Genomic DNA, 13,025 nt, shown 5'->3' with positions numbered 1-13,025 from the left:
CTGAACTGATTTTTTGTATTCTGCTATTTTTCCCCACCCGTCGTCTACCGCACTATTTTCCCGCTAATTCGTGTCCGGCGCGTGGCCGGCGCATATCCGGCCGCAGTCGAGGTGGGAAACAGTGACAATGGAAAAACAGTATCAGCAGCCTCAGGGCGGCAACGAAATGCCGCGTTTCGCCGGACGCGCCACCATGATGCGTCTGCCCTACAGCGACAGCCCCGCAGGGCTGGACGCCGCCTTTATCGGCATTCCGCTGGATATCGGCGCGTCCCAGCGCGCCGGCGCCCGCTACGGGCCGCGCCATATCCGCAGTGAATCCGTGATGATCCGCCCCTACAACATGGCGACCGGCGCCGCGCCGTTCGACTCTCTGCAGGTGGGCGATCTGGGCGATGTGCCGATCAACACCTACAGCCTGCTGAAGTCGGTGGACATCATCGAAGACTACTACACCGCGCTCAACGACTGGCCGCTGATCCCGCTGACGCTGGGCGGCGACCATACCATCACGCTGCCGATCCTGCGCGCGTTGACGAAGAAGCACGGCCCGGTAGGGCTAATCCACGTGGACGCCCATACGGATACCAACGATGAGATGTTCGGCGAAAAGATCGCCCACGGCACCACGTTCCGCCGGGCGGTGGAAGAAGGCCTGCTGGACTGCCGGCGCGTGGTGCAAATCGGCCAGCGGGCGCAGGGCTATACCAGCGAAGATTTCCAGTGGGGCATCGATCAGGGCTTTCGCCTGATCCCGGCCGAGCAGTGCTGGCACCGCAGCCTGACGCCATTGATGGCGGAAGTGCGCGCCCGGATGGGCGACGGGCCGGTATACCTTTCTTACGATATCGACAGCCTCGATCCGGCCTGGGCGCCCGGCACCGGTACGCCGGAAGTGGGCGGATTGACCTCGATGCAGGGACTGGAGATTGTGCGCGGCTGCCAGGGGCTCAATCTGGTGGGCTGCGATCTGGTTGAGGTCTCGCCGCCCTATGACATCAGCGGCATGACCGCCCAGATGGGCGCCAACCTGCTGTACGAAATGCTGTGCGTACTGCCGGGAGTGGCGCAGCGATGAGCAGGCGCCGCGGCGTTTGCGTTGCCGGTTCGCCATCAAACATCAACTTACGACCTACTCACGGGAGCACCGCCATGAAATCATTCATTGTTAGGCGCCGACTGCGCGTCGCCGCTCTATTTGCCCTGACGCTGGGCGCAAACGTCCTGTCGTCATCTCATGCCGCAGCCGTTCCCCCCACGCTGACGCCGGGCGTGTTCAAGGTGGGCATCGAAGTGGCCTACCCGCCGTTCGAATCCTGGCAGGACGGGCAGGTCGTCGGCTTTGACGCCGAGCTCGCCGCCCTGCTCAATAAACACCTGGGCACCCGGCTGGCGTTGACCGACACGCAGTTTTCCGGACTGATCCTCGGGCTGAACGCCGCCAAACACGACGCGGTGATTTCCGCCCTGTACGTCACCGCCGACCGCACCGCGCAGGCGGACGCCATCCCATACGCCGATACCGGCGCCTACATTCTGACGCGCCGCGACGGCAAGGCCGCGCCGCAGGATGAAAAAGCGCTGTGCGGCCTGGCCGTCGGCCTGCAACAGGGCTCCGTCTGGGTGAAGCAGCTGCGGCAACTCTCCGCCGACGACTGTCTGCCCAACGGCAAACAGCCCATCGCCGTCAAGGAATACCCTACCGCGCCGGAAACCTTGCAGGCGCTGCTGGCGGGCCATATTCAGGCGCAGGTCGAGATGGCGGGCGCGGCGCGCATGTTCGCCGAGCGCAGCCACGGCCGGGCGATAATCAGTTCGCCGCAGATCATTTATCCGCAGACGCTGGGCATCTACGTGAAAAAGGGCAATCAGGCGCTGCTGAACGATCTGAAAACCGCGCTGCAAACGATCCGCGATAACGGCGAATACGCCGCCCTGCTGGAAAAATACCGGCCTTACGGCATCACCGACACCGCCGCGCGTTAACGCGCGACATCAGGTTTTATCAGCTCAGGGAGTTTTGGCCGCTATGATTTTCGACTGGACCTACTTTTTCTCGCTGTTTTCCATGCGGGCGTTCTGGCAAGCCAGCGTCACCGTGGTGGAGCTGAGCATCCTGTCCTGGCTCATCGGCCTGATATTGGGCTTTATCGTCGCCAGCGCCCGCCAGTCCGGCCCCCTCTGGCTGCGCGGCGCGTGTCAGGTCTATATCTGGCTGTTCCGCAGCGTGCCGCTGCTGGTGCTGGTGGTATTCGTCTACAACCTGCCGCAAATGCTGCCGGCCACCGGCGCAGTGCTCGGCAACGCCTTTTTCGCCGGGCTGGTCGCCACCGTACTGGTGGAAACCGCCTACATGTCCGAAATTCACCGCGGCGGTCTGCTCTCCGTGGCGAAAGGGCAGCATGAGGCCGGGCACGCGCTCGGCGTCCGCTTTCTCGGCGTACAGCGGCTGGTGGTGATCCCGCAGGCGCTGCGCATTTCGCTCCCGGCGCTGGTCAACGAATTCGTCACCATCGTCAAACAGACGTCGCTGGTATCGGTCATCTCCCTGCCGGAACTGCTGATGACCGGCCAGCGCCTGTACGCGGAAAATTTTCTGGTGATGGAGACGCTGGCCGCGGTGGCGGCGTACTACATTCTGATCGTATCCCTGTTTACCCTGCTGTTTCAGTGGCTGGAGCGGCGGGTTAACGTTCAGGCGCGCGCGCCGGACACGCTGGCGGAAAGCGCGCTGGCCGCGCTGCGGCGGCAGGCGATCGCCCCGGTGTTCCGCCAGCCGTCGGCGCGCCCCGGCGAGCCTAACGCGCTGCTGCTGAAAAATATCCATAAGGCCTACGGCCGGCATCAGGTACTTAAAGGCATTCATCTGACGGTGGCGCCCGGCGAAGCGATCAGCATCATCGGTCCGTCGGGTTCGGGTAAAACCTCGCTGATCCGTACCGTCAACGGGCTGGAAAACCTCGATCGCGGCGAAATCATCCTGTTCGGCGAGGAATTTATCGTCGCGGGCGGCCCGCGGGAGAACGAGGCCCTGCGGCGCGGCATCCGGCGCATCGGCATGGTATTTCAGAGCTTCAACCTGTTTCCCCACTACACCATTTTGCAAAACGTGATGCTGGCGCCGCGCTACCACGGTCGGCCCGGCGACAACGCCACGCGGCGCGCGCAGGCGCTCTACCTGCTGGATAAGGTCGGGCTGCTGGCCCATGCGGAAAAATATCCGCACCAGCTATCCGGCGGCCAGCAGCAGCGCGTGGCCATCGCCCGCGCTCTGGCGCTGTCGCCGGATATCATGCTGTTCGACGAACCGACGTCGGCGCTCGACCCGGAACTGGTGGGCGAGGTGCTGAAAGTGATCGGTTCCCTGGCTCAGGAAGGCATGACCATGCTGATCGTCACGCATGAGATGGACTTCGCGCTGGCGATTTCCGACCGGGTGGTGCTGATGGAACACGGCGACATTCAGGCGGACGCGTCGCCGGCGGCGATCCGCGCGGGCGGGACGGACCCAGCGCTACGGCGCATCCGGCAGTTTATGGGCGTTTATGACGCCGCCCATTGACCTTTGCCGGCATGGACCGGTCTAGCCATAAGAAAAAAATATTACTGATCGTTTCTCCCGCCATGCCAAATAGATAGCGGTGTTTTGAAGAAGCGTATGCGTCGGCATAGCGCGTTCACAATATTTAGGCGTATTTACATGTTCAGCAGCGACAACGGCACTACCATCACCGCGGATAAGACGCCGGCGGGCTGGCGCGCGTCCCTTTACCTCGGACTGCGCCGCCAGTCGGGGCGCACCGTGGTCGCCGAACGCCGCCATAGCGGGCCGTTGCTGATCCAGCGGCCATTTTATCCCGAGGGCGAAACCTGCCATGTGTACCTGCTGCATCCTCCGGGCGGCGTGGTGGGCGGCGACCGGCTCGGCGTCGAAATCTGTCTGGCGCCGGAAGCGCGGGCGCTGATCACCACGCCGGGAGCGACCAAGTTTTATCGCAGCGCGGGCGAAACCGCGCGTCTGCAACAGACGTTTCGTCTGGCGTCCGGCAGTTGTCTGGAATGGTTGCCGCAGGACACGATTGTCTTTCCCGGGGCCAGAGCGCAGGCGGACACCTGCTTTCACCTTGAGAACGACGCCCGGCTGATCGCCTGGGAAACCTTCTGTCTCGGCCGTCCCGTAATGCGGGAAATCTTTGCCAGCGGCGAACTGAAAACGCGGCTGCGCGTGCTGCGCGACGGCGCGCTGACGCTGCATGAAACGCTGCGCATTCTCGACGGCGATCTCGACTGTCTTGCCGGACACGCGCTGGTCGGCACCATGCTGATGACGCCCGCCGGGCCGGAAACGCTGGAAAAGGCGCGCGCGCTGCTGGCGTCCAGCGCCCTGCCCGCCGGGGCCACGCTGCTGGACGGATTGCTGGTCGTCAGAATGCTGGCCGGCGACAACCGGCAGATGCAATCCCTCCAGCAGGCGCTCTGGTTCGGCCTGCGCGGCGCCATCGTCGGGCTGCCGCCGCTGCCGCCGAGAATATGGTCTACGTGAATTGAGGAAACGATTTTGGAACTCACCCACAGAGAAAAAGACAAGCTGCTGCTGTTTACCGCCGGTCTGGTGGCCGAACGCCGCCTGGCGCGCGGTCTGCGCCTCAACTATCCCGAAGCGGTGGCGCTGATCGGCGCGGCCGTTATGGAGGGCGCGCGGGATGGCAAAAGCGTGGCCGAACTGATGGAGTTCGGGCGGCACATCCTCACGCGCGATCAGGTGATGGACGGCATCGCCGAACTGATTACCGACGTGCAGGTGGAGGCCACCTTTCCGGACGGCACCAAGCTCGTCACCGTACACAATCCGATTGAGTGAGGGCCTGAGCATGATCCCAGGTGAAATACAGGTCGCCGACGGCCGCATAGAACTGAATGCGGGGCGAAAGCGCGTCAGCGTCGTGGTCGAAAATCACGGCGACCGGCCGATCCAGGTCGGCTCGCACTACCATTTTTATGAGGTCAATCCCGCGCTGGCGTTCGATCGCGCCATGACGCGCGGCTACCGGCTGGATATCGCGGCCGGCACCGCCGTGCGTTTTGAACCGGGCCAGGCGCGGGAGGTGACGCTGGTGGCGCTGGCCGGCAGGCGTCAGGTCTTCGGCCTGCGCGGCGAGGTGATGGGCAAACTGGATGGACAACGCGATGACTAGCATTTCCCGGCAGGCATACGCCGATATGTTCGGCCCCACCGTGGGCGATCGGGTGCGACTCGCCGATACCGCGCTGTGGGTGGAAGTGGAACGGGATCTCACCGTCTACGGCGAAGAGGTCAAGTTCGGCGGCGGCAAGGTGATCCGCGACGGCATGGGGCAAGGCCAGATGCCGGCGGACGAGGCGATGGATCTGGTGCTGACCAACGCGCTGATTATCGACCACTGGGGCATTGTAAAGGCGGATATCGGCATCAAAGAGGGCCGCATTCGGGCCATCGGCAAGGCGGGCAATCCGGATATTCAGCCGGACGTGGATATCCCCATCGGGGCGGCGACGGAAATCATTGCGGCGGAAGGCAAGATCGTCACCGCCGGCGGCATCGATTCGCACATTCATTTCATCTGCCCGCAGCAGGCGGAGGAAGCGCTGACCTCCGGCGTAACCACCATGATCGGCGGCGGCACCGGCCCGGCGACCGGCACTAACGCCACCACCTGCACCCCCGGCCCGTGGTATATCGCGCGCATGCTACAGGCGGCCGACGCGCTGCCGGTAAACATCGGCCTGTTGGGTAAGGGCAACACGTCAAGCCCGGACGCGCTGCGCGAACAGGTGGCGGCGGGCGTTATCGGACTGAAACTGCACGAAGACTGGGGGTCGACGCCCGCGGCGATCGACTGCTGCCTGAGCGTGGCGGAAGAGATGGACGTGCAGGTCGCCATTCACACCGATACGCTGAACGAAGCCGGTTTCGTTGAGGATACGCTGCGCGCCATCGGCGACCGCGCGATCCACACCTTCCATACCGAAGGCGCCGGCGGCGGCCATGCGCCGGACATCATCACCGCCTGCGCCCGGCCGAACGTGCTGCCTTCGTCCACCAACCCCACGCTGCCCTACACCGTCAACACCGTGGACGAGCATCTCGATATGCTGATGGTCTGCCACCATCTCGACCCCAACATTCCGGAGGACGTCGCGTTCGCCGAATCGCGTATTCGCCGGGAAACCATCGCCGCCGAAGACATCCTGCACGATATCGGCGCGTTCTCCATGACGTCGTCGGATTCCCAGGCCATGGGCCGGGTGGGCGAAGTGGTGCTGCGCACCTGGCAGGTAGCGCACAAGATGAAGATACAGCGCGGCGCGCTGCCGGAAGACAGCGAACGCAACGACAACTTTCGCGTCAAGCGCTATATCGCCAAATACACCATTAACCCGGCCATCACCCACGGCATCGCGCACGAAGTCGGTTCGGTCGAAGCGGGCAAGCTGGCGGATTTGGTGCTGTGGTCGCCGGCGTTTTTCGGCGTGAAGCCCGCGCTGATCGTCAAGGGCGGCATGATCGCCAGCGCGCCGATGGGAGACATCAACGCCTCTATCCCCACGCCGCAGCCGGTACACTATCGCCCAATGTTCGGCGCGCTGGGCGCGGCGCGCCATCAGACGCGCATAACGTTTCTTTCCCAGGCGGCGGCCGAAGCCGACGTCGCCGGCGCGCTGCGGCTGCAAAGCCCGATCGGGGTGGCGCGCCAGTGCCGCACGGTGCGCAAAAGCGACATGGTGCACAACGACGCGCTGCCGGATATTCAGGTCGATTCGCAAACCTATGAAGTCAGCGCCAACGGCGAACGGCTGACCTGCGAACCGGCGACCGAACTGCCGCTGGCGCAGCGCTATTTTCTGTTTTAAGGAAGGTTGATGAAGCTACTCACACAACGCCTGGACCAGGCTGAAACGGCGACGGCGACCGCCACGCTGGATCTGGCGACCCGGCTGAAAAGCCGCGCCAGAATTACCCTGGACGACGGGCGGGAAGCGGGACTGATGCTGGATCGCGGTCAGTTGATTCGCGGCGGCGACCTGCTCGGCGACGACGCGGGGCAGGAAATTGTGCGCGTGATCGCCGCCGAAGAGCAGGTATCGCAGGCGGAATGCGCCGATCCGCTGCTGCTCGCCAGAGCCTGTTATCACCTCGGCAACCGCCACGTTCCGTTGCAGATAGCAAAGGGACTGGTGCGCTATCACCACGACCACGTGCTGGACGACATGGTGCGCCAGTTGGGGCTTGAGGTGCGCGTGGTCATGGCGCCCTTCGAACCGGAAAGCGGGGCCTATCAGGCCGCGCCGCATGCGCACGGCCACCATCACCATGCGCATCATTAACGGCCGGCGCGCATGAAAGGCATAAAGAAAAGCGCGTTATTCGCGACATGGGAAGCATGATGCACGCCTCCTTACGTCTGCCGCGCCTGCTGCAACTGGCCAGCGCCACCCTGCCGGTCGGCGGGTTCACCTATTCGCAAGGGCTGGAGTGGGCGGTGGAAGCGGGCTGGGTGCATGATGAAGAGAGCTTTCGCCGCTGGCAGCGCCAGCAAATGACCCACACGCTGGCGCGCTTCGACTGGCCGTTATTACAGCGCCTGTACCATGCCTGCGAACGGCACGACGCATCCGCGCTGCGCCAGTGGCGCGACCTGCTGCTGGCCGGACGCGAAACCAGCGAACTGCGGGCGGAGGAGCGCCAGCGCGGCCAGGCGTTTATGCGCATTCTCGCCGGTTGGGGATTCGCGCAGGAACTCGACGCCGAGTGGCGTGATACGCTGGCGAGCAGCCAGCTGTGCGGCATGGCCTGGCTAGGGCCGCGCTGGTCGCTCCCGCTGCCGGAGCTGGCACTGGCCTACGGCTACGGCTGGCTGGAAGGCGCGGTCATGGCCGGCGTGAAGCTGGTGCCGTTCGGCCAGCAGGCCGCGCAGAACCTGCTGCTGGAGCTGGGCGAACAGCTGACGGCGCTGCTGCCGGCCGCGCTGGCGCTGCAAGATGACGATATGGGCGCGGGGCTGCCGCTGGCGGCGATCGCCTCCGCCCGCCATGAAACACAGTACACCAGACTTTTTCGTTCCTGAGAGGCACTATGACGGATTACAAACAACCGCTGCGCGTCGGCGTCGGCGGCCCGGTCGGGTCGGGGAAAACCGCGCTGCTGGAAGCGCTGTGCAAGGCCATGCGCGACGCCTGGCAGCTCGCGGTGGTGACCAACGATATCTACACCAAAGAAGACCAGCGCATTCTGACCGAAGCCGGCGCGCTGGCGCCGGAACGCATCATCGGCGTGGAAACCGGCGGCTGCCCGCATACCGCCATCCGTGAGGACGCCTCCATGAATCTGGCGGCCGTCGAAGATCTGGCGCGCCGCTTCGGCGATCTGGACATAGTGTTCGTGGAAAGCGGCGGCGATAACCTGAGCGCCACCTTCAGCCCGGAGCTGGCCGATCTGACCATTTACGTCATCGACGTGGCCGAAGGCGAGAAAATCCCGCGCAAGGGCGGACCGGGCATCACCCGCTCGGATTTTCTGGTGATCAACAAAACCGATCTGGCGCCCTACGTCGGCGCGTCGCTGGAGGTGATGGAGCGCGACACCAATCGCATGCGTCCGCAGCGCCCCTGGACGTTCACCAATCTGAAGACCGGCGACGGACTGCAAGCCATCATCCGTTTCCTTGAAACGGAAGGCATGCTGACGGTAAAAAACAGCCAATCATAAAGAACGTTTAGCAACGGGAACCGATTGGCGGCGTCGGTTTATTTCTCACAGAGCGCGATCGGTATTCCTGTTGCGGATAACGCGCTACAATGCTGCGCTTGGGCAGCAAGGCGTATTTTCTTATGATCAGCCAAGTCGACTTAATCCTCTCTTTACTGCAACAGATGTGCGTTTATCTGGTTATCGCTTATCTGTTAAGTAAAACGCCGTTATTTATTCCGCTGATGCAGGTCACCATCCGCCTGCCCCATAAGCTGGTGTGCTATCTGGTTTTCTCCATGTTCTGCATCATGGGCACCTATTTCGGCCTGCATATCGATGATTCCATTGCCAATACCCGCGCCACCGGCGCGGTGCTGGGCGGCATGCTGGGCGGGCCGTCGGTCGGTTTTCTGGTGGGGCTGACCGGCGGGCTCCACCGCTACTCCATGGGAGGGATGACGGCGCTGGCCTGTATGCTCTCCACCATTGCGGAAGGCCTGATGGGCGGGCTGCTGCACCGCTATCTGACGCAGCGCAACCGCATCGACCTGTTGTTTCAGCCCTCGGTGGTGGCCTTGACCACGCTGGCGGCGGAAATCCTGCAAATGGCCATTATTCTGCTGGTGGCGCGCCCTTTTGCCGATGCCGTGGAGCTGGTGCAGGACATCGCCCTGCCGATGATGATCACCAACACCGTCGGCGCGGCGATGTTTATGCGTATTCTGCTCGACCGGCGCGCCATTTTCGAAAAGTACACGTCGGCCTTTTCCGCCAAGGCGCTGCAAATCGCCGCCCGCGCCGAAGGGGCGCTGCGACAGGGATTCAACCAGCAAAACAGTATGCGCGTGGCCCGCATTCTGTATGAAGAGCTGGGCGTTGGGGCCGTCGCCATTACCGACCGTGAAAAATTGCTGGCGTTTATCGGCCTGGGGGACGATCACCATACCGTAGACTCGCCGATCACCTCGCGCCACACCCATCGGGCGATCGAGAAGAATCAGGTGGTCTACGCCGATGGCAATGAAATGCCTTACACCTGCTCCATTTCACCGAGCTGCAAACTGGGATCGACGCTGGTGATCCCGCTGCGGGGCGAAGAACAGCGCGTAATCGGCACCATTAAGCTGTATGAGCCCAAAAACAAGCTGTTTTCCAGCATCAACCGTACGCTGGGGGAAGGGATCGCCCATCTGCTCTCCGCGCAGATTCTGGCCGGGCGCTTCGAACGGCAAAAGCAATTGCTGGTACAGTCGGAAATCAAGCTATTGCACGCGCAGGTGAACCCGCATTTCCTGTTTAACGCGCTGAATACGCTGTCGGCGGTAATACGCCGCGATCCCGCTCACGCCCGCCAGCTGGTGCTATCGCTATCGACCTTTTTCCGTAAAAACCTCAAGCGCAGCAACGATGAGGTCTCGCTCAACGACGAACTGGAACACGTGAATTCCTATCTGGAGATTGAGAAAGCGCGCTTCGCCGATCATCTGACGGTGGATATATCCCTGCCGGATGAGCTACTGGAAGCGCGGCTGCCCGCCTTTTCCCTGCAACCGATTGTCGAAAACGCCATCAAGCACGGTATTTCGCAGATGATCGACGTCGGTCATATTCGCATCAGCGGACGTCTGCATGCCAATACGCTGGAGCTGACGGTGGAAGACAACGCCGGCATGTATCAACCGCCTCGCGGCGGAGATGGTCTGGGGATGAATCTGGTGGACCGGCGCATCAAGGCCCGCTACGGCAACCGTTTCGGCCTCACCGTGGTCTGTAAGGCCGACAGATTTACCCGGGTGGAAGTGCGCGTACCGTTTATTTCACCGCGCAAGGAATTGGCGCATATCGGCGATGCGGCCTGAGAACTGGCCGCTATTCCTGCTTCCCCTTCGTCTCACGCTAGCGGTCTATATACATTGACACCCCCCCTGTAAGAGTAAATTTTACACATAAACAGGGTAAGGACGCCGCAATGAGATATGTTGAGTTCATTGAAACTGACTTTTTCAGCAAACAACGTGAAAGACTTCTTAGTGAAGATGAGTATACGGAGTTTCAAAAATTGTTAGTTACCGACCTGAAGTTGGGGAGTGTCATTGTTGGAACTGGCGGATGCAGAAAGACACGTTGACCGGGGCAGAGAAAAACGTGCTCAAGTCAGCAATAGAGCGTTTGAAAGTTTGAAAAAGGGGGCTTTATGAGTGATTTCTTCAATGACTTAATGACGTCTGTCAACGAAGCTGTCGCAATCAGCGAGGGCAAAACAACCGCAGCACGTATCACTCGCTATGAAATGCCTGACGTGAAAGCAATTCGAACATTATCAGGGTTGAAACAAGATGATTTTGCTTCAGCGCTAGGCGTCTCGCCTTCCCTTGTTCAGGCATGGGAGCAACATCGACGCCAACCGACAGGCACAGCGCTAAAAGTCCTGAACATTCTAAAAAACAAGCCTGATTTCATCAAAGTACTAAAAGCAATGTAAACATAACCGCAGAGAGCCGAACGACGACTCAACCTCAATCCGGTCCCTGCTTATCCAGCACGTCGCGCAAAAAGTCCCCCAGATAGTTAAACGCGGCGACCACCAGCATAATCGCCAGTCCCGCCGGCAGCATCTGTTCCGGGTGCGTCAGCATCAGGTTTTTCGCTTCGCCCAGCATCGCGCCCCACTCCGGCGCGGGCGGCTGAACCCCCAGCCCGATAAAGGAGAGCGCCGAGAGCAGCAGGATCACCGCGCCGCTGTCGGTGGTGGCCAGTACCGCTATTTCGGCGGCCGTCACCGGCAGCAGATGCCGCCGGATGATATAGCGTGCCGGCCCGCCGATAACTCTGGCGAACTGGACGTAGTGCCGATCGCTGTATTGCAGCACGATGCCGCGGATCATCCGCGCATACCAGGCCCATTTCACCAGCAGCACCGCCAGGATAATATTCTGCAGCCCCGGCCCCATCATTCCCACCAGGGCAAAAATCATCACCTCGCCGGGAAAAGAGAGCATCACATCGCACAATCGCATCAAGAGCGCATCAACGCGCCCGCGAAAGTAGCCCGCCAGCATGCCAATCAGCAGACCGATCGCCAGCGTCGCCGCCATCGCCGACAGCGAGACCAGCACCGTGGTGCGGATGCCGTAAAGCAGGCGGGAAAATACGCAGCGGCCCAGATGGTCGGCCCCCAGCGGGTAACGCAGGCTGATGCCGTGGTATTTGTCGCGCCAGGAAACCAGCAGCGGATCGTGCGGCGCAATCCAGGGGGCCAGCAACCCCGCCGCCAGGATCAGCGCCAGCAGACACAGGCAGGCCAGCGCCAGCCGATCCTGCCGCAGCCGCAGCCACAGACGGCGGTTCATCCGGCGATGCCGCGCCGCAAGCGGGGATCCAGCCACATTTGCACTAAATCAATCAGAAAGTTCGCCGCCACGAACAACAGCGCCATCAGCAATACATAGGCCTGAATAACCGGATAGTCGCGGTTAAAAATCGCCGTCACGCACAGCCGGCCCAGACCGGGCCAGGAAAAAATGTTTTCGATGATCAGCGTGCCGGCGATAAGCCTGGGAATGCTCATGCCAAGCGCCACCAGCGGCGAATAGAGCGCGTTAATCAACACATGCCGCCACAGGATGCGGCGCGGCGTCAGGCCGCGAACGTGGGCGTACCCCACGTAGGGCTGGTTAAGCTGCCCCAGCATATTGTTGCGCAGCAGCCGGACATAGGTGCCGATATAGCCCAGCGCCAGCGTCAGCGCCGGCAATATCACCGCGCCGGACGCCTGAACGCCGCCGACGGGCAGCCAATCCAGCTTGACCGCCAGCAGCCAGATAAGCAGCAGGCCAATCCAGTAGTTCGGCATGGCGGTAAGCAAAAACAGCAGCGCCCGCAACAGCTTATCCGGCCAGCGATCCCGGGTTGCCACGCACAGCATGGCCAGCGACAGCGAAAAGAGCAGAATTATGCCCAGCGCGGCGGCGGCCAGCCATAGCGTCACCGGCAGCGCCCGCATCAGCTCTTGCCATACGCCGGTGCGGGTGACGAACGAGGTGCCGAAATCCAGATGCAGGCTGCGTTGCAGCCAGGAAAGGTACTGTCGCCACAACGGCAGATCCAGCCCCAGCTCCCGGCGCATCTCGGCAATGGCGTCATCCGTGGGCACGATCATATTCACCCGCAGCGCGACTTCGGCGGGATCGGACGGGGAAAGTTGCATCAGTGCGAACGCCATCCCTGATATCGCCAGCAACAGCGGCACCATCATCAACAGGCGCCGTAAAATATAACGCGTCATCAGCTCACCGCT

General features: G+C 62.1%; 14 protein-coding genes. 12 read left to right on the top strand and 2 right to left on the bottom strand.

Translation table 11 applies throughout. The annotated features are described in order from the left end of the window. The first annotated feature begins 127 nt into the window (after positions 1-127). The 12 genes from speB (at position 128) to nadS (ending at position 11,210) form a co-directional block, all read left to right on the top strand. Positions 128-1,078 carry an agmatinase gene (speB, locus tag EH206_RS01670; protein ID WP_009111097.1) on the top strand — a complete coding sequence of 317 codons (951 nt, stop codon included), beginning with the start codon at positions 128-130 and terminating at the stop codon, positions 1,076-1,078. 74 nt (positions 1,079-1,152) lie between these two features. After that, on the top strand, positions 1,153-1,986 hold the full coding sequence (locus EH206_RS01665; protein ID WP_009111096.1) for a transporter substrate-binding domain-containing protein: 834 nt from the start codon (positions 1,153-1,155) through the stop codon (positions 1,984-1,986). Positions 1,987-2,029: 43 nt separating this feature from the next. After that, a complete protein-coding gene (locus EH206_RS01660; protein ID WP_009111095.1) occupies positions 2,030-3,562 on the top strand; it encodes an amino acid ABC transporter permease/ATP-binding protein in 1,533 nt (510 codons plus the stop codon). Between the two features lie 138 nt (positions 3,563-3,700). Beyond that, positions 3,701-4,543 (top strand): urease accessory protein UreD, encoded by an 843-nt coding sequence (locus tag EH206_RS01655; protein ID WP_009111094.1) that lies wholly within the window; start codon positions 3,701-3,703, stop codon positions 4,541-4,543. A gap of 15 nt (positions 4,544-4,558) precedes the next feature. Next, positions 4,559-4,861, top strand: coding sequence for an urease subunit gamma (locus EH206_RS01650; protein ID WP_009111093.1), 303 nt, complete (start codon positions 4,559-4,561; stop codon positions 4,859-4,861). Positions 4,862-4,871: 10 nt separating this feature from the next. Continuing rightward, positions 4,872-5,195, top strand: a complete 324-nt coding sequence (locus tag EH206_RS01645) for an urease subunit beta (protein WP_009111092.1) — start codon at positions 4,872-4,874, stop codon at positions 5,193-5,195. Continuing rightward, positions 5,188-6,891: an urease subunit alpha gene (gene ureC / locus EH206_RS01640; RefSeq protein ID WP_009111091.1), complete on the top strand. Its 1,704-nt coding sequence runs from the start codon at positions 5,188-5,190 to the stop codon at positions 6,889-6,891. The genes EH206_RS01645 and ureC overlap by 8 nt, the downstream gene beginning before the upstream one ends. Positions 6,892-6,900: 9 nt before the next feature. Further along, positions 6,901-7,365 (top strand): urease accessory protein UreE, encoded by a 465-nt coding sequence (gene ureE / locus EH206_RS01635; protein ID WP_009111090.1) that lies wholly within the window; start codon positions 6,901-6,903, stop codon positions 7,363-7,365. 56 nt (positions 7,366-7,421) lie between these two features. Next, positions 7,422-8,105, top strand: coding sequence for an urease accessory protein UreF (locus EH206_RS01630; protein WP_342774595.1), 684 nt, complete (start codon positions 7,422-7,424; stop codon positions 8,103-8,105). A gap of 8 nt (positions 8,106-8,113) precedes the next feature. Continuing rightward, entirely contained in the window at positions 8,114-8,746 is a 633-nt protein-coding gene (ureG, locus tag EH206_RS01625) for an urease accessory protein UreG (protein WP_009111088.1), read from the top strand. 122 nt (positions 8,747-8,868) lie between these two features. After that, on the top strand, positions 8,869-10,587 hold the full coding sequence (locus tag EH206_RS01620) for a sensor histidine kinase (RefSeq protein ID WP_040343593.1): 1,719 nt from the start codon (positions 8,869-8,871) through the stop codon (positions 10,585-10,587). Positions 10,588-10,922: 335 nt separating this feature from the next. Next, the gene (gene nadS / locus EH206_RS01615; protein WP_009111085.1) at positions 10,923-11,210 is read left to right on the top strand and encodes a NadS family protein; all 288 of its coding nucleotides are present in this window, start codon (positions 10,923-10,925) and stop codon (positions 11,208-11,210) included. A 34-nt stretch (positions 11,211-11,244) separates the two neighbouring features. On the opposite strand, the gene opp1C is transcribed toward nadS, so the two are convergent. Together opp1C and opp1B are read right to left on the bottom strand one after the other, a co-directional pair. Beyond that, a complete protein-coding gene (gene opp1C, locus EH206_RS01610) occupies positions 11,245-12,078 on the bottom strand; it encodes a nickel/cobalt ABC transporter permease (RefSeq protein ID WP_009111084.1) in 834 nt (277 codons plus the stop codon). After that, entirely contained in the window at positions 12,075-13,013 is a 939-nt protein-coding gene (gene opp1B, locus EH206_RS01605) for a nickel/cobalt ABC transporter permease (protein ID WP_009111083.1), read from the bottom strand. The genes opp1C and opp1B overlap by 4 nt, the downstream gene beginning before the upstream one ends. Positions 13,014-13,025: the final 12 nt, after the last annotated feature.

This window comes from Brenneria nigrifluens DSM 30175 = ATCC 13028, from assembly GCF_005484965.1.
In the GTDB taxonomy this organism is placed as follows: Bacteria; Pseudomonadota; Gammaproteobacteria; order Enterobacterales; family Enterobacteriaceae; genus Brenneria; species Brenneria nigrifluens.
The sequence above is the reverse complement of the archived record's forward strand: the minus strand, read 5'-3'. Positions and strand labels throughout refer to the sequence as shown.

Coding starts and splice junctions, on each gene's coding strand:
- speB (WP_009111097.1), top strand. CDS start 128: ATGGAAAAACAGTATCAGCAGCCTCAGGGCGGCAACGAAATGCCGCGT.
- EH206_RS01665 (WP_009111096.1), top strand. CDS start 1,153: ATGAAATCATTCATTGTTAGGCGCCGACTGCGCGTCGCCGCTCTATTT.
- EH206_RS01660 (WP_009111095.1), top strand. CDS start 2,030: ATGATTTTCGACTGGACCTACTTTTTCTCGCTGTTTTCCATGCGGGCG.
- EH206_RS01655 (WP_009111094.1), top strand. CDS start 3,701: ATGTTCAGCAGCGACAACGGCACTACCATCACCGCGGATAAGACGCCG.
- EH206_RS01645 (WP_009111092.1), top strand. CDS start 4,872: ATGATCCCAGGTGAAATACAGGTCGCCGACGGCCGCATAGAACTGAAT.
- ureC (WP_009111091.1), top strand. CDS start 5,188: ATGACTAGCATTTCCCGGCAGGCATACGCCGATATGTTCGGCCCCACC.
- ureE (WP_009111090.1), top strand. CDS start 6,901: ATGAAGCTACTCACACAACGCCTGGACCAGGCTGAAACGGCGACGGCG.
- EH206_RS01630 (WP_342774595.1), top strand. CDS start 7,422: ATGATGCACGCCTCCTTACGTCTGCCGCGCCTGCTGCAACTGGCCAGC.
- ureG (WP_009111088.1), top strand. CDS start 8,114: ATGACGGATTACAAACAACCGCTGCGCGTCGGCGTCGGCGGCCCGGTC.
- EH206_RS01620 (WP_040343593.1), top strand. CDS start 8,869: ATGATCAGCCAAGTCGACTTAATCCTCTCTTTACTGCAACAGATGTGC.
- nadS (WP_009111085.1), top strand. CDS start 10,923: ATGAGTGATTTCTTCAATGACTTAATGACGTCTGTCAACGAAGCTGTC.
- opp1C (WP_009111084.1), bottom strand. CDS start 12,078: ATGAACCGCCGTCTGTGGCTGCGGCTGCGGCAGGATCGGCTGGCGCTG.
- opp1B (WP_009111083.1), bottom strand. CDS start 13,013: ATGACGCGTTATATTTTACGGCGCCTGTTGATGATGGTGCCGCTGTTG.